We start from the raw sequence: 18,390 nt of genomic DNA on the forward strand, positions 1-18,390 counted from the left end.
GCCGCAGCGCCTGAACGGCCCAGCCCGAGGGGGAGAACCCAATGCAGAGTCTTAAGCGCCCTGGTCGTACCACGTCCAAGCGGCAGCAGCCCGTCGTCACGCCCGAGCCGGAGTACGTCGAACCCGGAACCCCGGACGACGACTTCGACGCGTACGACACCTTCGAGATGTTCCGGGTCGTGTGCCCGGACTGCTCGCAGCCCATCGCCCTCCTGGCGGACGAGGAGATCCTGCCGGAGCACGCCCTGTGCGCCTCGCCGTGGAACCCGTTCGGACTCACGGTCTGCCCCGGCACGGGCCGCCGGGCGTCCGAGGCCCGTCCCGCGGACGAGACCGTCACGCCCCAGGAGCAGGACACCGCCCTGCTGCTGACGCTCCCTCAGGGACTCGACTGGCGGACCCAGCCCTTCTCCCACGTGGGCGGACCGGGATCTCGTCCGATCCGGTTCCCGGTGATGCGGCGCGAGGCCGCCTGAGCTGGGGCCGGGGTGAGGCGGAGGAGAGCCTCCGCCTCACCCCGGCCGGCGCCGGTGTCCGCCGCACGGGGCATCTCTGAACGCACGCTCTAATCGGCGGGCCGGTGACCCGGCCGCCCGTTCGCGCGTTGGCCGGGCATGACGACCCCCACGTACTCGACGACCGGGCGTCAGCGCCAGGTGTTCGTGCCGCCGCCCGTCGAGGCGGCCGTGACCGTCCCGCCGCCGCAGTTCCCGGACCCGCCGATCTACCGCGAGATGCTGCGGACGTGGACGGACCGGGGCCGCACGGTGCCGGGACGGCACGACCCCGAGTGGGCGCGGCTCGCCGAGCCCTGGCGGGGTTTCGGCCGGTTCAGCGCGTCTCCGGCCCCGCGAGGTGGCGGGCGATGACCATGCGCTGGATCTGGTTGGTGCCCTCGACGATCTGCAGCACCTTCGCCTCGCGCATGTAGCGCTCGGCGGGGAAGTCGGCAGTGTAGCCGTAGCCGCCGAGGATCTGCACGGCGTCGGTGGTGACCCGCATCGCGGTGTCGGTGCAGTGCAGCTTGGCCATGGCGGCCTGCTTGCCGAACGGCCGTCCCGCGTCGCGCAGCCGGGCCGCCGCCAGGTACAGCGCGCGTCCCGCCTCGATCTGGGTGGCCATGTCGGCGAGCATGAAGCGCAGCCCCTGGAAGTCGGCGATCGGCCGGCCGAACTGGCGCCGCTCGGTGGCGTAGCCGACGGCCTCGTCCAGCGCCGCCTGGGCCACGCCGATAGCGCACGCGGCGATGCCGAGCCGGCCGCCGTCGAGCGCGGACAGGGCGATGGCGAACCCCTGCCCCTCCTCGCCGATACGGCGCGCGTCGGGCACCCGGACACCGTCGAAGTGGACCTGGGCGGTGGGCGAGCCCTTCATGCCCATCTTCTTCTCCGGCGCGGCAGCGCCGATCCCCTCGGCGTCCCCGGGCACCAGGAACGCGCTGACGCCGCGCGCCCCCTCGCCGCCGGTGCGGGCCATGACCGTGTAGAAGTCGGCGACGCCGCCGTGGGTGATCCACGCCTTGGTGCCGTCGATGACCCAGTCGTCCCCGTCGCGGACCGCGCGGGTGCGCAGGGAGGCGGCGTCGGAGCCGGAGGAGGGCTCGGAGAGGCAGTAGCCGCCGAGCAGTCCGCCGCCGAGCACGGCGGGCAGATGCTCCGCGCGCTGCTCCTTGGTGCCGTAGGCGGCGAGCGGATAGGTGGCGAGGGTGTGCACGCTGACGCCGAGGGCGACGGTGAGGCGGGCGCGGGCGAGCTCCTCCAGGACCTGGAGGTAGACCTCGTAGGGCTGGTCTCCGCCGCCGTACTCGGAGTCGTAGGGCAGGCCGAGCAGGCCGGACTCGGACAACAGGGTGAACAGCTCGCGCGGGAAGCGGCCGGCTTCCTCCTCCTCGGCGGCCCTGGGGGCGACCTCGCGCTGCGCGATGTCGCGGACGAGCGTGAGCAGGTCCCGGGCCTCGTCCGTGGGCAGTAGCCGGTCCACCGGCTGCGGGGCGCGGTCGGGCATGACGTCGCTCTCCTCCCTGTTGGGGCACATCGGCGTGCGCCTTGGGTGGAGGCGGCTCCGCCGGGTCGTTCCGGTGCCGGGCCGATGCTTGCACTCCCGGGTCTCGGAAGCAGCTGACCAGCGGCTGTGCGCTGTGAGTATGCCCGATCGGCGGCATCGCGTCACCAGTTAACGACCGCTTACTTCGTGACACTTCACGGAGGCCCTTTCCGCGATCACATTGGTCCGCACCATTGACCAACTGGTCTAGTCCTTCTAGGGTTTCGCTCCAACCCGAGTCACCGCGTTCATGCCAATCGACGCGGCTCTCCCCTCCCCCACGAGGAGACACCGGATGCCATCCCCCCACCGCCCCCGCACGCTGCGGGCGCTCGTGTCCGCCGCCTGTACCGCCGTGCTCGGCGCCGGACTGCTCGCCGGCACGGGCACCTCGACCGCCACCGCGGCGACCTCGGCTCAGGAGGCCGCCGCCGGTTCGAAGGTCGTCGGCTACTTCACCGAATGGGGCACGTACGACCGGAAGTACTACGTCAAGAACATCGAGACGTCCGGTTCCGCGGACCGGCTCACCCACATCAACTACGCCTTCGGCAACGTCACCGGCGGCACGTGCGCCCTCGGCGACGCCTACGCGGCCACCGACCGGGCCTACACCGCCGAGGAGTCCGTCGACGGGGCCGCCGACACCTGGGACCAGCCCCTGCGCGGCACCTTCAACCAGCTGCGCAAGCTGAAGGAGAAGCACCCCGGCCTCAAGGTCATCTGGTCCTTCGGCGGCTGGACCTGGTCCGGCGACTTCGGCGAGGCCGCGAAGAACCCGGCCGCCTTCGCGCAGTCCTGCCTCGACCTGGTCGAGGACCCGCGCTGGGCCGACGTCTTCGACGGCATCGACATCGACTGGGAGTACCCCAACGCCTGCGGCGCCACCTGCGACACCAGCGGCCGTGACGCCTACCGCGAGCTGATGGCGGCGCTGCGCTCCGCGTTCGGCCCCGACGCCCTGGTCACCGCCGCCATCCCCGCGGACGCCACCGGGGGCGGCAAGATCGACGCGGCCGACTACGCGGGCGCCGCCCAGTACGTCGACTGGTACAACCCGATGACGTACGACTTCTTCGGCGCCTGGGACACCGCCGGGCCGACCGCCCCGCACTCGCCGCTGACCTCGTACGACGGCATCCCGAAGGCCGAGTACAACAGCGCGGCGACCATCGCGAAGCTGAAGGGCCTGGGCATCCCCGCGGACAAGCTGCTGCTCGGCATCGGCTTCTACGGCCGCGGCTGGACCGGCGTCACCCAGGCGGAGCCCGGCGGCACCGCGACCGGTCCCGCGCCGGGCACGTACGAGGCGGGGATCGACGACTACAAGGTCCTCAAGGACAAGTGCCCCGCGACCGGCACGGTGGGCGGCACCGCCTACGCCAAGTGCGGCGACCAGTGGTGGAGCTACGACACCCCCGGGACCGTCGCCTCCAAGACCGAGTGGAAGAACCAGCAGGGTCTGGGCGGCACGTTCTTCTGGGAGCTCAGCGGCGACACCGCGAACGGTGAGCTGATCAAGGCCATCCGGTAGCCGCCGGCTGCCGGACCCGCGCGGGGCGGGGGTTCCACGGGGGGACTCCCGCCCCACGCGTGTTCCCCGGCGGCCTGCCCCCGCGTCAGCCGTCGCGGCGCGCGGGCTCCGGGGCCGGATAGGCGGGGTCCAGTTCCTCGACGGCGCGCATCGCCCCGCCGAGCGTCTTCACCAGCAGCGCGCACATGGTCTCGCGGGACAGCTCGGGCCGGTCGACCCAGGCCAGCACCGCGCCCTCCACGCTGCACACCCAGGCCAGCAGCCCCATCCGCGCCACCGGGGCGATGTCGGAGCGGCCGTAGGCGCCCTCGGCGATGGTGGCGACGATCGCCTCGCGCACCCCGTCCCGGATGGCGTGCACCTCGGCGTCGAAGCCGACGCCGCCGCTCACGATCGCGCGGTAGGCGGCCTGGTTCTGCTCCGCGTACCGCAGATAGCTGTCGATGGTGCGCTGCACCCGCTCCACGGGCGGCAGCGCGTCGCCGCTCGCGGCCATCGTGACCAGACCCGTCACCGAGTCCTCGATGATCGCCAGGTAGTAGCCGCGCTTGGAGTGGAAGTAGTAGTAGATCAGGCCCTTGGCGACCCGCGCCTGGCGTGCGATGTCGTCCATCGACAGCGCGTCGTAGGACCGGTCGGCGAACAAGCGGCGTCCGATGGCGATGAGTTCGGCGCGACGGGCCGACGCTCGCCGGGTGCCGCGGGCCGAGGGAGGCACGGCGGACTGCTGGCTGATGTTCAATGTCGGCCCTGGTCTCCTGCGGGGGGCGGGACGGTCCCGCAGGAGTATGGCAGGTCGGTCCGCGCCGCGGCAGGGCCGCTCACGTCCACGGGACTACAGCAGTCCCAGCTGCGTCACCAGCATCGCGACGACCACGACGAGGGTCCAGCCCAGGACGTGCTCAAGGATCTCCGGACCGTTCTCACGGGGTCCGCCGGTACGGGCACGGGTGACGGTGGCTGCGTTGGCGCTCATGACTTCTACCTGGTCTCCGTGGTGCGTGGATCCCCCCACAACCGACGTCGTCCACCTTGCCACCGGAAACGGCGGATCCGGCCGAGAGGTTGCTCACACGCGGCGGGCCCCGGTGGCGGCCGGGGCCCGCCGCGCGCAGCGGCTCAGCGCACGCCCACCGCCGCGAGCGCCTTGCGCTGGCGGGGGGTCGGGCGGGCCGGGAAGTACAGGTAGCAGACGCCGCCGGTGCCGGAGACGACCTTCCCGGAGGCGTTGTACCGCTTGGTGCGCAGCCAGATGTTCTCCCACTCGCGCCGCTTGTAGACGCGGCGCACGGCCTCGTTGTCGTGCGAGGCGGGGTCGTTGGCGATCACGTCGCCGTCGGCGGTGAAGCCGATCACCGTCATCAGGTGCCCGGAGGTGCCGTAGCCCGCGCCTGTCAGCTCCTCCTTCAGGAACGACTGGGACGTTATGGCCGGGATGCCCGCCGCGATCAGCGTCTCCAGGTCGGTCAGCGACCGCAGCCGGGTGACCACGCCCTGGAGGCCCGGGAAGGTGGCCGCGTAGGCCGCGTTGAACGGCCAGTTGCCGCACCCGGCGTACTGATGGTCGTAGGTGTGGCGGGCCGCGTGGCAGATCTGCGGGTCGGCGTAGGCGGGGTCGACCCAGGAGAGCTGCTCCGGGCTGAGCCGGCCGCCCCAGTACTCGATGATCATCTGCGAGGAGGTGGGGCTGCACCAGGCCTCGCCGCCGTTGTCGTACTCCGGGTACTGGCCCTTGTGGACCTCCTGGGAGTAGCGCGGGACGAGGAGTTCCCTGGCGAGACCGGGCGCCGAGGCGGGGACGGTGAACCGGTCGGGGATGTCGGAGCCCATCACGCCGAGGCGCCACACGGTCGGGGTGAGGCGGGTGCCGGGGCGGCGGTACAGGGTGAGGCGCAGCCGGACGGAGGCGATGCGCAGCCCGGAGGCCGCGTCGTCGACGGCGAGCGTGTCCGTCCACACGCTGCTCCTGCCGTCCTCCTGGTCGTCGACGGAGGTGCGCCGGATGTCGCCGTCGCCGGCGGCCCAGCGGCCCATCACGTACCACGGGGTGTCGGTGCCGTCGGAGTACGTGCCCTTCAGCTCCACCTGGATCCAGGTGCCCTCGGGGGTCTGCGCGTTCCAGGAGGCGATCGCCTCGGTGGAGGGGACCGCGAGCCGGTGGACGGGCGAGGTCCAGGTCGCGTACTCCCAGGCGGCCGTGCGGCCGGTGTGCGGGTCGGTGTAGTCCGTGGTGCCGGCCGGCTCGGCGATCACCACGCCGGGACGGAGCCCCGCCTGGGCGCGGGTGCCGGCGGCGGTGCCGGAGCGCCAGTCGGTGTACGTGGTCCAGGCGCGGTTGTCGACGGTGCGGGCGGCGGCCCGCCCGGGCGCCGCGGGCCGGGTGGGGCGGCCGGGACGGCCGCGGACGCCGTCGCCGCGCTTCCGGTGACGGTGGCGACGACCGCCGCGGCCAGAAGGGTTCTGCGGGACGGCAGTTCGGCTCTGCTCATGGGTGGGGGACCCCCAGGTTTTCGGAGTCGGGACGGGACCGGTGCACGGCCGCCGGACGGTGTGCGTCCGGCGGATGGAGCGGGTGTGCGCCCCACTATGAACGCAGCCGGGCGGGTCCTGCCAGCATCCGGGCCGCGTCGCGTCGACCAACATGGGAGTGGACCAATGGCGGAAGCACCGCAGGTGGGCGACGGGGCCTAGAGTGCTCCCGTCCGCCTGTCCCCCACAGCCCGGGAACCAGCCATTCACCCGCTCGCCTCCCGCATCCGCCGGCTTCCTCCCTCGTGCGGCCCGGTGCGGCTCGTCGCCGTCGACGGGCACGCCGGGTCCGGGAAGTCGACGTTCGCCGGGCTGCTGGCCGAGCGGCTCGGCGGCGCCCCGGTGCTGCACCTCGACGACATCGCCCGTCACGACGAGCTGTTCGGCTGGACCGCGCGGCTGCACGACGAGGTGATCGGCCCGCTCTCCCGCGGCGAGACCGCGCACTACGCCCCCTACGACTGGCGCGCCCGCCGCCCCGGACCGCCGCGTCCGCTGCCCGCCGCGCCGGTGGTGCTGGTCGAGGGCGTCGGCGCGGGACGCGCGGCGCTGCGGCCGTATCTGGCGCTGCTGCTGTGGATGGACGTGCCGCGGGAGGAGTCCTGGGCGCGGGGGCGGGCGCGGGACGGCGAGGAGCAGCGGGAGTTCTGGGACGGCTGGGAGCCGGCGGAGCGCGCGCACTTCGCGGACGATCCCTCGCGCCCCTTCGCGCACCTGCTGGTACGGCAGCGACAGCAGGGGTACGAGGTGGTCCCCGGGCCTGCCGGGACGGGTGAGGCACCGCGCTCCCTCACGCACGGTGACTGGTCGTAGACGATGTGGTGAACCTGTGAAGAGCGGTCCCGGACAAGTTGCCGCAGTCCCCCAACTCGGCTTGACCGAGGGCCCGTACAGGTCTTACGTTCTCAATGTGCGGCCCTACGGGTGCCGCCGGCAGACACGAAGCCCCCGGTTGTTCCCCCGTGATCGGGGGCTTCGTTCTGCCCTTTTCACGTTTTCCGGGCGCGCAGCGGCATATGACGATCACCCTCGGTGAGAATCACGCTCCGCGCCCCTCCCACGCGCCCCCCTTCCCTCTCCGTTTCACCTGCTCCGCACCCTGCGGACACCGCGCCCCCGCAGGTACGATGCCCTCGGTGCGACCGACGACGAAGCTTCGCGCACCTTGCAACTCCGGTCCGCGGCACAGCGGTTCGGCCACAGGGCGCCGGCGGCCGAGGGGCCGGCCGGCACACCGACGGGGGCACGGTTTGTGGGGGACGTGATGGACTTCGGCACGCAGGGCCCGCAGGCCCCGGCCGACCTCGCCTGGCTGCGAGGCGTGGACGCCTACACGATGGGCGCCTATCCGCAGGCGGAGGAGGAGTTCCGCACCGCCGTACGCATCGACCCGGGGATGGCGGACGGCTGGCTCGGACTGCACGCGCTGCGCGTCGACACGACGACCGCGCTGCTGCGGATGTTCCGCCACCGCGACCGCTTCGGCGAACAGCGCACCCGGCACCACCGCACCCTCAACTCCTGGTACTGGCTGGGCTGGTGGGTGCAGCCCGTCCTGGAGACCCCGCGCGACCTGCTGCTCGCCCACGCCTCCCACTGGCTGGACGGCCGGCACGTCCCCGAGCTGGACCGCGCGCTGGCCGGACTGCCCCCGGTGGACACCGACCCGCAGGTGCGTTTCCTGCACGCCTGCCGCGCCTACCTGGTCAAGGACTGGGAGCAGCTGGTCCGGCACACCGACCCGCTCGTCGACGATCCGCTGCTCGGCATCGAGGCGGGCCTGTTCGGCGGGATGGCGCGGGTGCGGCTCGAGATGTACGGGCAGGCGGAGCCGCTGCTGGCGGCGGCGCTGATGCGGTGCCGCAGCGAGCAGCCTCAGCGCAAGGAGCTGCGCTACTGGCTGGCGCGCGCCCGTGAGGGCACGGGCCGCAGCGCCGCCGCGCTCCCCCTGTACCGCGCCGTGCACCGGGTTGACCCGGCCTTCATGGACACCTCCGCCCGGCTCGCGGCGATCGCCGAGGGCGACGGCTACGACGACGACTCCGCGGACCTCGCAGCGATCACCCTGACCGGTGCAGGGCAGGACAGCGTCGACGGCCCCGACACGCTGGACCCGCTCTTCGGGACGGAGGGCCGCGACCTGCGGCTGTCCGACCCCGACCCCACCCCTCCCCCGATGCCCTCGTTCGGCGGGTCCGGAGTGCGCGAGCGCTCCGGCGGCTCCGGCCCCCTGCTGCCCCCGGGCCCCACCGACCCGGCACTCCTTGAGGAGGCGCTCGCGGAGCTGGAGCGCATGGTCGGGCTCGAACCGGTGAAGCGCCAGGTCAAGGCGCTGTCCGCGCAGTTGAACATGGCGCGGCTGCGGGCGGGGCAGGGGCTTCCGGTGCAGCCGCCGAAACGGCACTTCGTCTTCTCCGGCCCGTCCGGCACGGGCAAGACCACGGTCGCCCGGATCCTCGGCCGGGTCTTCTACGCCCTCGGGCTGCTCGGCGGCGACCACCTGGTGGAGGCGCAGCGGGCGGACCTGGTGGGCGAGTACCTCGGGCAGACGGCCGTGAAGGCCAACGAGCTGATCGACTCCGCGCTCGGCGGGGTCCTCTTCGTCGACGAGGCGTACTCCCTGTCGAACTCGGGGTACGGCAAGGGCGACGCGTACGGCGACGAGGCGTTGCAGGTGCTGCTGAAGCGGGCGGAGGACAACCGCGACCATCTGGTGGTGATCCTCGCCGGCTACCCGGAGGGCATGGACCGGCTGCTGGCGGCCAACCCCGGGCTGTCGTCGCGTTTCACCACCCGCGTGGACTTCCCGTCGTACCGGCCGCTGGAGCTGACGAGGATCGGCGAGGTGCTGGCCGCGGAGAACGGCGACGTGTGGGACGAGGAGGCCCTGGACGAGCTGCGCTCCATCGCCGGTCACGTGGTGGACCAGGGATGGATCGACGAGCTGGGCAACGGCCGGTTCCTGCGCACCCTGTACGAGAAGAGCTGCGCCTACCGCGACCTGCGGCTGTCGGTGTACCCGGGGCCGCTGTCCCGTGACGACCTCGCGACCCTGCGCCTCCCGGACCTGATGCAGGCGTACGGGGAGGTGCTGTCGGGGCGGGGCCCGTCGGACCCGTCGGGGCCCTAGGACCCCGACGGGCGTCACGGCGTACGGCCGCCCCAGGTCAGGTGGCCATCGCCTCCTCCGGCGTCCCGCTCGCCCGCTGCGGGGTGAGCGTGACCTCCCGGTGGGCGGGGTCACGCACCTCGCCGACCAGCATCTCCAGCACGTCCTCCAGGGCGACCAGGCCCAGCACCTTGCCGGACGCGTCCGCCACCTGCGCCAGATGGGTGGCCGCCCGGCGCATCACCGTGAGGGCGTCGTCCAGCGGGAGTTCGGGCCGCAGCGTCGTCATCGGGCGCCACAGGTGCTGCGGGACGGCCCGCTCGGCGTCCTCCAGGTCCAGGACGTCCTTGATGTGCAGATAGCCCATGAAGGCGCCGCCCTCGGCCGCCACCGGGAAGCGGGAGTAGCCGGTACGGGCGGTCAGCTCCACGATCTGCCCCGGGGTGACCGCCGGGGTGACCGTCACCAGGGACTCGCGGCGCAGCAGGACGTCCGTCACCGGGCGCGAGCCCAGCTCCAGGGCGTCCTCCAGCCGCTCGGCCTCCTCCGGGTCGAGCAGCCCGGCCTGGCCGGCGTCCTCCACCAGCCGATTGAGCTGCTCGCTGGTGAAGACGGCCTCCACCTCGTCCTTGGGCTCCACGCGGAACAGGCGCAGGACGCCCTGGGCGCAGGCGCCGAGGGCGACCGTGACCGGCCTGCACAGGCGGGCGAACCACACCAGGCCCGGGCTGAGCCACAGGGCCGCCTTCCCGGGCGCGGCCATCGCCAGGTTCTTCGGGACCATCTCACCGATGACGAGGTGGAAGAAGACCACGGCGGCGAGCGCGATGACGTAGCCGAGGGGGTGGATCACCCCGTGCGGCAGGTGCATCCACGCGAACACCGGCTCGAGCAGCCGGGCGACGGTCGGTTCGGCGACCGCGCCCAGGGTGAGGGAGCAGACGGTGATGCCGAACTGGGCGGCCGCCATCATCTGCGGCAGGTGCTCCAGTCCGTACAGCACCTGGCGGGCGCGGGCGGTGCCGAGGGGTTCGATCTGGCTGCGTCGGACCGACACCAGGGCGAACTCGGCGCCGACGAAGAAGCCGTTGGCGAGCACCAGCAGCGCGGCGAACAGCAGTTGCAGGACGCTCATCCGGCGGCCTCCGCGACAGGGACCCGGGCCGTGCGGACCAGGCGGACGCGTTCCGCGCGGTAGTGGCCGACGCGGCGCACGGACAGCCGCCAGCCCGGCAGTTCCGCGCGGTCCCCCACGGCCGGGATGCGGCCGAGCAGATCGGCGACCAGGCCGGCCACCGTCTCGTACGGGCCCTCGGGGACCTCGAGCCCTATGCGGCGCAGGATGTCGACCCGGGCGCCGCCGTCGACGTCCCAGGCCGGGTTGCCGTCCTCCGGCGGTGCCGGGGCGAGTTCGGGCACGTCCTGCCCGTCGTGCTCGTCGCGCACCTCGCCGACGATCTCCTCGACGATGTCCTCCAGGGTGACGACGCCGGCGGTGCCGCCGTACTCGTCGACGACGACCGCGATGGGCTGCTCGCTGCGCAGCCGGGTGAGCAGCGGGCGCACCGGCAGCGTCTCGGGGACCAGCAGCGCCGGGCGGGCGATGCGGGTGACCGGGGTGCGCAATCGTTCGTGCGCGGGGACCGCCAGGGCGTCCTTGAGGTGGACCATGCCGGCGATCTCGTCGATCCGCTCCCGGTACACGGGGAAGCGGGACAGGCCCGTGGCGCGGGTGAGGTTGACCACGTCCTCGGCGGTCGCGGACGCCTGGAGGGCGCTGACGCGGACGCGCGGGGTCATGACGTGCTGGGCGGTCAGCTCGCCCAGGGACAGGGTGCGGACGAAGAGGTCCGCCGTGTCCTGTTCCAGGGCGCCCGCGCGGGCCGAGTGACGGGCCAGGGAGACCAGTTCGCCGGGGGTGCGGGCGGAGGCGAGCTCCTCGGCGGGCTCGATGCCCATGGCGCGCACCAGACGGTTGGCCACGGCGTTCAGTCCGGCGATGACCGGGCGGAACAGACGGGCGAAGGCGTGCTGCGGGCCGGCGACGAAGCGCGCGACCTGCATCGGCCGGGACACCGCCCAGTTCTTCGGCACGAGTTCGCCGATCACCATCTGCACGGCGGACGCGAGCAGCATGCCGATCACCACGGACACGCCGGAGACCGCGCCCTCGGGTATGCCGGCGCCGGTGAGCGGGCCGTCCAGCAGCTGGGCGAGGGCCGGTTCGGCGAGCATGCCGACCACCAGGGAGGTGATGGTGATGCCGAGCTGGGTGCCGGAGAGCTGGAAGGACAGTTCGCGCAGGGACGCGACGACCCGGCGGGCGCGCCGGTCGCCGGCCGCTGCGGCCTCCTCGGCGTCGGCCCGTTCGACGGTGACCAGACCGAACTCGGCGGCCACGAAGAAGCCGTTGGCGAGGATCAGCAGAAAGGCGGCTGCGAGGAGCAGCAGAGGGGTGCTCATGGTGCCGCCGCCTCCGCATGGGCGCCCACCGGACGGTGAGCGCTATGACGGCAGGGGGCGGCGCAGGTACTACAGGACGATCCGTCCATCGCCGGAGAGGGTCACTCCTCGGATAGCTGGGGCCCCTCGGCGCACCGGGCGGGGCGGAAGGGGCGGAGGCGCTGTCGGCGCGCCTCCGCCCAACAGATTAATCAAGACAGGGGCGACTGCGGCAGGTGCGTTTTTGCCCGTGAGACAACGCCCGGCATGTCCGTGTCAGTCGCGGGGCGCCTCGGCCTCGGGTGCGGAGTGCGCCTCGGCGAGGGCCCGCAGGGCCCGGGCGTCGGCGACCGCGCGCCGGCGGGCGATGCCGGGCTGGATGCCGAGGGCAGGCAGGCTGGTGCCGTCGCTGAGGTCGAGGAAGACCCAGGGATCACCCGAGCGGAGGTTCACCTGAAGGATCTCCGCCCAGTCCAGACGGCGCCGGCTCACGATGTTGACGACGGTGACGCCTGCCTCGTCGGCGACGATCTTCGGCCGGGCCAGCAGGAACAGCACGCCGGCGAGCAGCGCGGCGGTGAACACGAAGCTGATCCGCTCCCCCGGGCCGAGCCCGTCGAGGAGCAGCCCGATCAGGCCGACCACGACGAACAGCGCGACGCCCGCGGTGAGCAGCACGGCGCGGGTGCGGCCGGGCCGGAAGGTGACGGGCAGCTCGGGGAGCTCGGGGAGCTCGGTGCCGGACATGGTGGCTCTCCCTGCCCTGTCAGAGGCGGCAGGCGTGGATCGCCGTGGTGAGAATGGCGCGGGCCCCGATGTCGTAGAGGTCGTCCATGATGCGCTGCGCCTCCTTGGAGGGGACCATCGCGCGGACGGCGACCCAGCCCTCGTTGTGCAGCGGGGAGACGGTCGGGGACTCGAGGCCGGGGGTCAGCGCGACGGCCTTCTCCAGCTGCTCGACCCGGCAGTCGTAGTCCATCATCACGTACGTGCGGGCGACCAGGACGCCCTGGAGGCGGCGCAGGAACTGCTGCACCTTGGGGTCCTTGCCGTCCGTGCCGGTACGCCGGATGACGACGGCCTCGGACTGCATGATCGGCTCGCCGACGACCTCCAGGCCCGCGTTGCGCAGGGAGGTGCCGGTCTCGACGACGTCCGCGATGACCTGGGCGACGCCGAGCTGGATGGCGGTCTCGACCGCGCCGTCGAGGTGGACGACGGAGGCGTCGATGCCGTGCTCCGCGAGGTGCGCGGCGACGATGCCCTCGTAGGAGGTGGCGACGGTCTTGCCGGTGAGATCGGCGGGGCCCGTGATCGTGCCGGGCTTGGCCGCGTACCGGAAGGTGGAGCGGGCGAAGCCGAGCGGCAGGATCTCCTCGGCCTGGGCTCCGGAGTCGATCAGCAGGTCACGGCCGGTGATGCCGATGTCGAGCTGCCCGGAGGCGACGTAGATCGCGATGTCGCGGGGGCGGAGGTAGAAGAACTCGACCTCGTTGACCGGGTCGACGATCCGCAGCTCCTTGGACTCCCTGCGCTGCTGGTAGCCGGCCTCATGCAGCATCTCCGCCGCAGGTCCTGACAGGGAACCCTTGTTGGGGACGGCGATGCGCAGCATGAGGTCGGCTTCCTTTGCGTGAAGGGGTGGGGTGGTGCGGTGGGTGCTTACAGGTGGGCGTAGACGTCGTCGAGGGAGATGCCGCGGGCGACCATCATCACCTGGACGTGGTACAGCAGCTGCGAGATCTCCTCGGCGGCCGCCTCCTTGCCCTCGTACTCGGCGGCCATCCAGACCTCGGCGGCCTCTTCGACGACCTTCTTGCCGATGGCATGGACGCCCTTGTCCACCAGCTCGGCGGTGCGGGAGGTGGCGGGGTCCCCGTGGGCGGCCTTGTGCTGGAGCTCGGTGAAGAGCTCCTCGAACGTCTTCTTGGACATGGTGGTCCTTACCCTACGCGGTGACGGGGACTGCTCACCGCCAGGGTTCGGACACCGAGCGCAGGCAGGCGGCGGTGGCGACGGCCGCGGTGACCGCCTCGTGCCCCTTGTCCTCGCGGGAGCCGGGCAGTCCGGCGCGGTCGAGGGCCTGCTGTTCGTCGTCGCACGTGAGGAGGCCGAAGCCGACGGGGACGCCGGTGTCGACGGACACCTGGGTGAGCCCCTGGGTGACGCCCTGGCACACGTAGTCGAAGTGGGGCGTGCCGCCGCGGATGACGACGCCGAGGGCGACGATCGCGTCGTAGCCCCGGCCGGCCAGGACCTTGGCGACGACGGGCAGTTCCCAGCTGCCGGGGACCCTCAGCAGCGTCGGCTCGTCGATGCCGAGGTCGTGCAGGGCGCGCAGGGCGCCGTCCACCAGTCCGTCCATCACCTTCTCGTGCCACTGTGCCGCGATGACGGCGACCCGCAGATCACCCACATTGCGTACCGTCAGCTCCGGTGCACCCTTGCCGCTCACGTCTCTCCTCGTGGTTCTTGTTACTGGTTGCCGCAGGCGGGCACGGTCGGCGTGTCCAGCCAGGGCAGGTCGTGGCCCATCCGGTCCCGCTTGGTGCGCAGGTAGCGGAGGTTGTGCTCGCTCGCGGTGACGGGCATCGGCTCGCGCCGGACGACGTCGATGCCGTGGCGGGTGAGCGCGTCGGACTTGTCGGGGTTGTTGGTCAGCAGCCGGACGCTGCGGACGCCGAGGTCGGCGAGGATCTGCGCGCCGGCCGCGTAGTCCCGGGCGTCGGCGGGCAGGCCGAGCTCCAGGTTGGCGTCGAGGGTGTCACGGCCGCGCTCCTGCAGTTCGTAGGCGCGCAGCTTGGACATCAGGCCGATGCCGCGCCCCTCGTGGCCGCGCAGATAGACGACGACGCCCCTCCCCTCGGCCTGGATCCGGTCCAGGGAGGCGTCCAGCTGGGGGCCGCAGTCGCAGCGCTGGGAGCCGAAGACGTCGCCGGTGAGGCACTCGGAGTGCATCCGGACGAGGACGTCCGCGCCGTCGCCGATCTCGCCGTGGACCAGGGCGACGTGCTCGACGCCGTCGACGGTGGAGCGGAAGCCGTACGCGGTGAAGGTGCCGTGGGCGGTGGGCAGCCGGACCTCGGCCTCTCGGCGGACGGTGGGCTCGCTGCCCCGCCGGTAGGCGATCAGGTCCTCGATGGAGATGATCGACAGGCCGTGCTTGCGGGCGAACGGGACCAGTTCGGGCAGCCGCAGCATGCGGCCGTCCTCGCCGGCGATCTCCACGATGGCGCCGGCCGGGCGAAGTCCGGCGAGGCGGGCCAGGTCGACGGCGGCCTCGGTGTGGCCGTCGCGCTCGAGCACGCCGCCGGGGCGGGCGCGCAGCGGGAAGATGTGGCCGGGGCGGACGAGGTCGTCGGGCGTGGCCGTGGCAGAGGCCAGCAGCTGGAGGGTGGTGGCCCGGTCGGAGGCGGAGATGCCGGTGGTGACGCCGTGCGCGGCGGAGCCGTCGACGGTGACGGTGAACGCGGTCCGCATGGACTCGGTGTTCTGCTCCACCATCTGCGGGATGCGCAGCCGGTCGAGCTCCTCGCCGGTCATGGGCGCGCAGATCATGCCGCGGCACTCGGTCATCATGAAGGCGACGATCTCCTCGGTCACCTTCTCGGCGGCGACGATCAGGTCGCCCTCGTTCTCCCGGTTCTCGTCGTCGACGACCACCACGGGGCGGCCGGCGGCGATGTCGGCGATCGCCCGCTCGACGGGGTCGAGCCGGAGGTCGAGGTCCTCGGCGTCGCAGAGGATCGGCGGGATCGAGGGGGTGGCGCGCAGCGCCTCGTTCGGGGCGGTGGCGGGTGACGGGCGGGCGGTCATGCCGGCGCTCCTTCCAGTGCGGGCCGCGCGTCGCGGGAGCGCAGCCACCAGTCGCGCATGCCCCACAGGACGAGTGCGCCGTAGATGACGTAGACGAAGCCGGAGAAGGCGAAGCCGTTGGCGAAGTTCAGCGGGACGCCGACGAGGTCGACGAGCAGCCAGGCGAACCAGAACTCGACCATGCCGCGGGCCTGGGCGTACATCGCGACGACGGTGCCGACGAAGATGTAGGCGTCCGGCCAGGGGTCCCAGGACAGGGACGGGTAGGCGGTGAAGAGGCCGCCGACGGCGAGGGTGCCGAGGGCGGCTCCGGCGAGCAGCACGCCGCGCTCGCGCCAGGTGGCGAACCGTACGGCGACGGAGCCGTCCTGGGCCTGCCGCCGGCCGCGGTTCCACTGGAGGAAGCCCCAGACGGCGACGAGCATGACGACGACCTGCTTGCCGGCGCTGCCGGAGAGGTGGGCGGTGGCGAAGGCCGTGAAGAGGATGAGCCCGGAGACGAACTGGGCGGGCCAGGTCCACAGGGAGCGGCGCCAGCCGAGGGCGAGGCCGATGAGACCGATCACGTTGCCGATCATGTCGGCCCACTTGATGTGCTGGCCGAACAGCGTGAAGGCCTCGGAGTTGAGCCAGTTCACCGGGTGGCCCCCTCACCGGCGACGCGGTCGCCGAGCATGCGCTCGACGTACTTGGCGATGACGTCCACCTCGAGGTTGACCGGGTCCCCGGGCTTCTTGATGCCGAGGGTGGTCAGGGCGAGGGTGGTGGGGATGAGGCTGACGGTGAAGTGGTCGCGTCCGGCGTCGACGACGGTGAGGCTGATGCCGTCGACGGTGATGGAGCCCTTCTCCACGACGTAGCGGCTGAGGTCCGCCGGGAGGGAGATCGTGACGATCTCCCAGTGCTCGGAGGGGGTGCGGTCGAGGATCTCGCCGGTGCCGTCGACGTGGCCCTGCACGATGTGGCCGCCGAGGCGGTCGCCGACGGCGGTGGGCCGCTCGAGGTTGACGCGGGAGCCGACGGCGAGGGCGCCGAGGCTGGAGCGCTTGAGGGTCTCCGCCATGACGTCGGCGGTGAACTCGTCGCCTTCGTGGTCGACGACGGTGAGGCATACGCCGTTGACGGCGATGGAGTCGCCGTGTTTCGCGCCCTGGGTGACCACGGGGCCGCGCAGGCGGAAGCGACAGGCGTCGTCGAGGGTCTCGACGGCGGTGACCTCGCCCAGCTCTTCGACGATTCCGGTGAACACTTCCCGGGTCCTCCTGCCTCTTCGGGCACGGACTCCGGGGCTGTCGATGACGACAGATCACGAGCGAGGACACCAGGGGCGACGCCGGACAGGGCTCGCCCTGAGGGCGAACCGGTACGGCGGCGCGCATGGATGCCCGCCCGCCGCGCACTGCCTCCCATCCGGACTTTAACCGTCGGTCCAGGAATTTCACCTGGTCAACCGGCCGCTGGAAGCGACCGGGTCGCGGACTGTAACCGCCGGTTCGGACTTTCACCGACCCCGGAGTGCGCTGCTACTGGTACAGCCCCAGTCTGCCACGGCCCCGACTCGGCCACGCGGGTGAGGTGTGTGGAGTGAGTCACAGCGGGCGACGTCGAGGCAACCGAGGGTCGCGCGAAGCACAACTGCCGCGGGCGTGCGCCCCCTTGGCGCCCCTCCCGCCTCCGACGAGTGGTCCATACCTATTGACCGGTGTGGTCTAGTCCTCTTAGGGTCCGAGCCACCTCCGCGGAGCGCCGGCCGGACCAGGGATCCGCCGCGCTCCCTTCACGACCGGCCCGGCGGCGGTGACGACGGCCCTTGCCCGCCGCCGGGCCTCACCATGTGCGCGGATGCGCCCGGCGCCCGCCCCGGCGAAGCTGGACCCCGTACGGCGCCACGCGCACGACACCCAGGGCGCCCGTGTCCGGAGGGACCTGAGCAGCATGACCACGATCCTGGTGACCGGCGGGACCGGAACCCTCGGCCGGCATGTCGTCACGCGGCTGCGGGCGGGCGGCCACGACGTACGGGTGCTCACCCGTCACACCCCGCCCTACGACGTCGACCTGCGCGAGGGCGACGACGGGCTGGACCGCGCCCTGGACGGCACGGGCACCATCGTGCACTGCGCCACCTCGGCGCGCGGCGGCGACGAGCAGGCCGCGCGGAACCTGATCGCGGCGGCGCGGCGGGCCGGGGTGGAGCATCTGGTCTACATCTCGATCGTCGGCGTGGACCGGGTGCCCTTCCCCTACTACCGCACCAAGCTGGCGGTGGAGCGGCAGTTCGAGGACTCCGGGACCGGCTGGACGGTGCTGCGGGCCACGCAGTTCCACGACCTGCTGTTCCGGCTGTTCCAGGGCCTGTCGAAGTCGCCGGTGATGCCGCTGCCCGCCCAGGTGAAGGACCAGCCGGTCGACGTCAGGGAGGTCGCGCACCGCCTGGCGGAACTGGCCCAGGGCGCCCCCGCCGGCCGCGCGGACGACATGGGCGGCCCCGAGATCCGCACGCTCCACTCGCTGGCGCGCGGCTACCTGGACGCGGCGGGCCGCCGCCGCGCGGTGGTGAAGGTCCCGCTCCGCGGCTCGGCGTACGAGGCGTTCCGCGCGGGTGGCCATCTGGCCCCGGAACGGGCCGTCGGGAAGCGGACGTTCGAGGAGTACCTGGCGGAACGGTTCGCGGTGACGGGGGGTGGGCGGTAGGCGCCTGAGGGCGCCGGGCCGGGCCCGGCCCTGCTCGCCGCCCGGCGGCCGCCCGCAGACACCGGCCGCGGCGGCCCGGCCCGCCACGAATCCCCTGCTCGCAACCAGGTGGCCACCCGCAGACGCCGGGCAAGGCTGCCCGCCCCGCCTGAACCCCCCGCTCGCCAACAGACGACCATCCGGAGGCCCCGGGCAGCCCCCGCCCTTACGGAACGCCGTGCTC

18 protein-coding genes, 1 pseudogene and 1 riboswitch are annotated in these 18,390 nt (G+C 72.7%); of the genes and pseudogenes, 6 read left to right on the top strand and 13 right to left on the bottom strand.

Annotation, left to right across the window (positions count from 1 at the left end; translation table 11 throughout):
• The first annotated feature begins 41 nt into the window (after nucleotides 1-41).
• Both AY578_RS04940 and AY578_RS04945 read left to right on the top strand, forming a co-directional pair.
• Nucleotides 42-476: a hypothetical protein gene (locus AY578_RS04940; protein ID WP_019523697.1), complete on the top strand. Its 435-nt coding sequence runs from the start codon at nucleotides 42-44 to the stop codon at nucleotides 474-476.
• 138 nt (nucleotides 477-614) lie between these two features.
• Nucleotides 615-869, top strand: a complete 255-nt coding sequence (locus AY578_RS04945; protein WP_019523698.1) for a hypothetical protein — start codon at nucleotides 615-617, stop codon at nucleotides 867-869.
• Here the strand turns inward: AY578_RS04945 and AY578_RS04950 are convergent.
• A complete protein-coding gene (locus tag AY578_RS04950) occupies nucleotides 832-2,004 on the bottom strand; it encodes an acyl-CoA dehydrogenase family protein (RefSeq protein ID WP_019523699.1) in 1,173 nt (390 codons plus the stop codon). The genes AY578_RS04945 and AY578_RS04950 overlap by 38 nt on opposite strands.
• A gap of 334 nt (nucleotides 2,005-2,338) precedes the next feature.
• Between AY578_RS04950 and AY578_RS04955 the strand changes: the two genes are divergently transcribed.
• A complete protein-coding gene (locus tag AY578_RS04955) occupies nucleotides 2,339-3,577 on the top strand; it encodes a glycoside hydrolase family 18 protein (RefSeq protein ID WP_258902119.1) in 1,239 nt (412 codons plus the stop codon).
• Nucleotides 3,578-3,662: 85 nt separating this feature from the next.
• On the opposite strand, the gene AY578_RS04960 is transcribed toward AY578_RS04955, so the two are convergent.
• The 3 genes and pseudogenes from AY578_RS04960 to AY578_RS04970 all read right to left on the bottom strand — a co-directional run bounded on the left by AY578_RS04960 (nucleotide 3,663) and on the right by AY578_RS04970 (nucleotide 6,066).
• Nucleotides 3,663-4,319: a TetR/AcrR family transcriptional regulator gene (locus AY578_RS04960; protein WP_019523701.1), complete on the bottom strand. Its 657-nt coding sequence runs from the start codon at nucleotides 4,317-4,319 to the stop codon at nucleotides 3,663-3,665.
• 93 nt (nucleotides 4,320-4,412) lie between these two features.
• Nucleotides 4,413-4,553, bottom strand: coding sequence for an SCO1431 family membrane protein (locus tag AY578_RS04965; RefSeq protein ID WP_019523702.1), 141 nt, complete (start codon nucleotides 4,551-4,553; stop codon nucleotides 4,413-4,415).
• 143 nt (nucleotides 4,554-4,696) lie between these two features.
• Nucleotides 4,697-6,066: pseudogene (locus tag AY578_RS04970) on the bottom strand (peptidase C39 family protein).
• Between the two features lie 295 nt (nucleotides 6,067-6,361).
• On the opposite strand from AY578_RS04970, the gene AY578_RS04975 reads away from it, so the two are divergent.
• Both AY578_RS04975 and AY578_RS04980 read left to right on the top strand, forming a co-directional pair.
• Nucleotides 6,362-6,919: a hypothetical protein gene (locus AY578_RS04975; protein WP_019523704.1), complete on the top strand. Its 558-nt coding sequence runs from the start codon at nucleotides 6,362-6,364 to the stop codon at nucleotides 6,917-6,919.
• Between the two features lie 451 nt (nucleotides 6,920-7,370).
• Nucleotides 7,371-9,236, top strand: a complete 1,866-nt coding sequence (locus tag AY578_RS04980; RefSeq protein ID WP_019523705.1) for an AAA family ATPase — start codon at nucleotides 7,371-7,373, stop codon at nucleotides 9,234-9,236.
• A 37-nt stretch (nucleotides 9,237-9,273) separates the two neighbouring features.
• Here AY578_RS04980 and AY578_RS04985 read toward each other — a convergent pair whose 3' ends face one another.
• From AY578_RS04985 to AY578_RS05025, 9 genes are all read right to left on the bottom strand, one after another.
• Nucleotides 9,274-10,350 carry a hemolysin family protein gene (locus AY578_RS04985; protein ID WP_019523706.1) on the bottom strand — a complete coding sequence of 359 codons (1,077 nt, stop codon included), beginning with the start codon at nucleotides 10,348-10,350 and terminating at the stop codon, nucleotides 9,274-9,276.
• Nucleotides 10,347-11,678 (bottom strand): hemolysin family protein, encoded by a 1,332-nt coding sequence (locus tag AY578_RS04990; protein WP_137210381.1) that lies wholly within the window; start codon nucleotides 11,676-11,678, stop codon nucleotides 10,347-10,349. The genes AY578_RS04985 and AY578_RS04990 overlap by 4 nt, the downstream gene beginning before the upstream one ends.
• 255 nt (nucleotides 11,679-11,933) lie before the next feature.
• Entirely contained in the window at nucleotides 11,934-12,404 is a 471-nt protein-coding gene (locus AY578_RS04995) for a PH domain-containing protein (protein WP_028960972.1), read from the bottom strand.
• A gap of 19 nt (nucleotides 12,405-12,423) precedes the next feature.
• Entirely contained in the window at nucleotides 12,424-13,272 is an 849-nt protein-coding gene (hisG, locus tag AY578_RS05000; RefSeq protein ID WP_258902120.1) for an ATP phosphoribosyltransferase, read from the bottom strand.
• A gap of 47 nt (nucleotides 13,273-13,319) precedes the next feature.
• Nucleotides 13,320-13,592, bottom strand: a complete 273-nt coding sequence (locus tag AY578_RS05005) for a phosphoribosyl-ATP diphosphatase (protein WP_004990764.1) — start codon at nucleotides 13,590-13,592, stop codon at nucleotides 13,320-13,322.
• 34 nt (nucleotides 13,593-13,626) lie between these two features.
• Complete coding sequence (ribH, locus tag AY578_RS05010) at nucleotides 13,627-14,112, bottom strand: 6,7-dimethyl-8-ribityllumazine synthase (RefSeq protein WP_019523710.1); 486 nt, start codon at nucleotides 14,110-14,112, stop codon at nucleotides 13,627-13,629.
• A 20-nt stretch (nucleotides 14,113-14,132) separates the two neighbouring features.
• Nucleotides 14,133-15,473, bottom strand: a complete 1,341-nt coding sequence (locus tag AY578_RS05015) for a bifunctional 3,4-dihydroxy-2-butanone-4-phosphate synthase/GTP cyclohydrolase II (protein ID WP_237557025.1) — start codon at nucleotides 15,471-15,473, stop codon at nucleotides 14,133-14,135.
• Nucleotides 15,470-16,111, bottom strand: a complete 642-nt coding sequence (locus tag AY578_RS05020; RefSeq protein ID WP_137210380.1) for a nicotinamide mononucleotide transporter family protein — start codon at nucleotides 16,109-16,111, stop codon at nucleotides 15,470-15,472. Before AY578_RS05020 ends, AY578_RS05015 begins: the two co-directional genes overlap by 4 nt.
• Nucleotides 16,108-16,722 (bottom strand): riboflavin synthase, encoded by a 615-nt coding sequence (locus AY578_RS05025; RefSeq protein ID WP_019523713.1) that lies wholly within the window; start codon nucleotides 16,720-16,722, stop codon nucleotides 16,108-16,110. Before AY578_RS05025 ends, AY578_RS05020 begins: the two co-directional genes overlap by 4 nt.
• Nucleotides 16,723-16,865: 143 nt before the next feature.
• Nucleotides 16,866-16,996: riboswitch (FMN riboswitch) on the bottom strand.
• A 412-nt stretch (nucleotides 16,997-17,408) separates the two neighbouring features.
• On the opposite strand from AY578_RS05025, the gene AY578_RS05030 reads away from it, so the two are divergent.
• Nucleotides 17,409-18,167: an SDR family oxidoreductase gene (locus tag AY578_RS05030; protein ID WP_161232564.1), complete on the top strand. Its 759-nt coding sequence runs from the start codon at nucleotides 17,409-17,411 to the stop codon at nucleotides 18,165-18,167.
• The last annotated feature ends 223 nt before the right edge of the window (nucleotides 18,168-18,390 follow it).

The sequence above is a fragment of the Streptomyces thermocarboxydus genome (assembly GCF_024760485.1).
GTDB classification, from domain to species: domain Bacteria; phylum Actinomycetota; class Actinomycetes; order Streptomycetales; family Streptomycetaceae; genus Streptomyces; species Streptomyces cellulosae.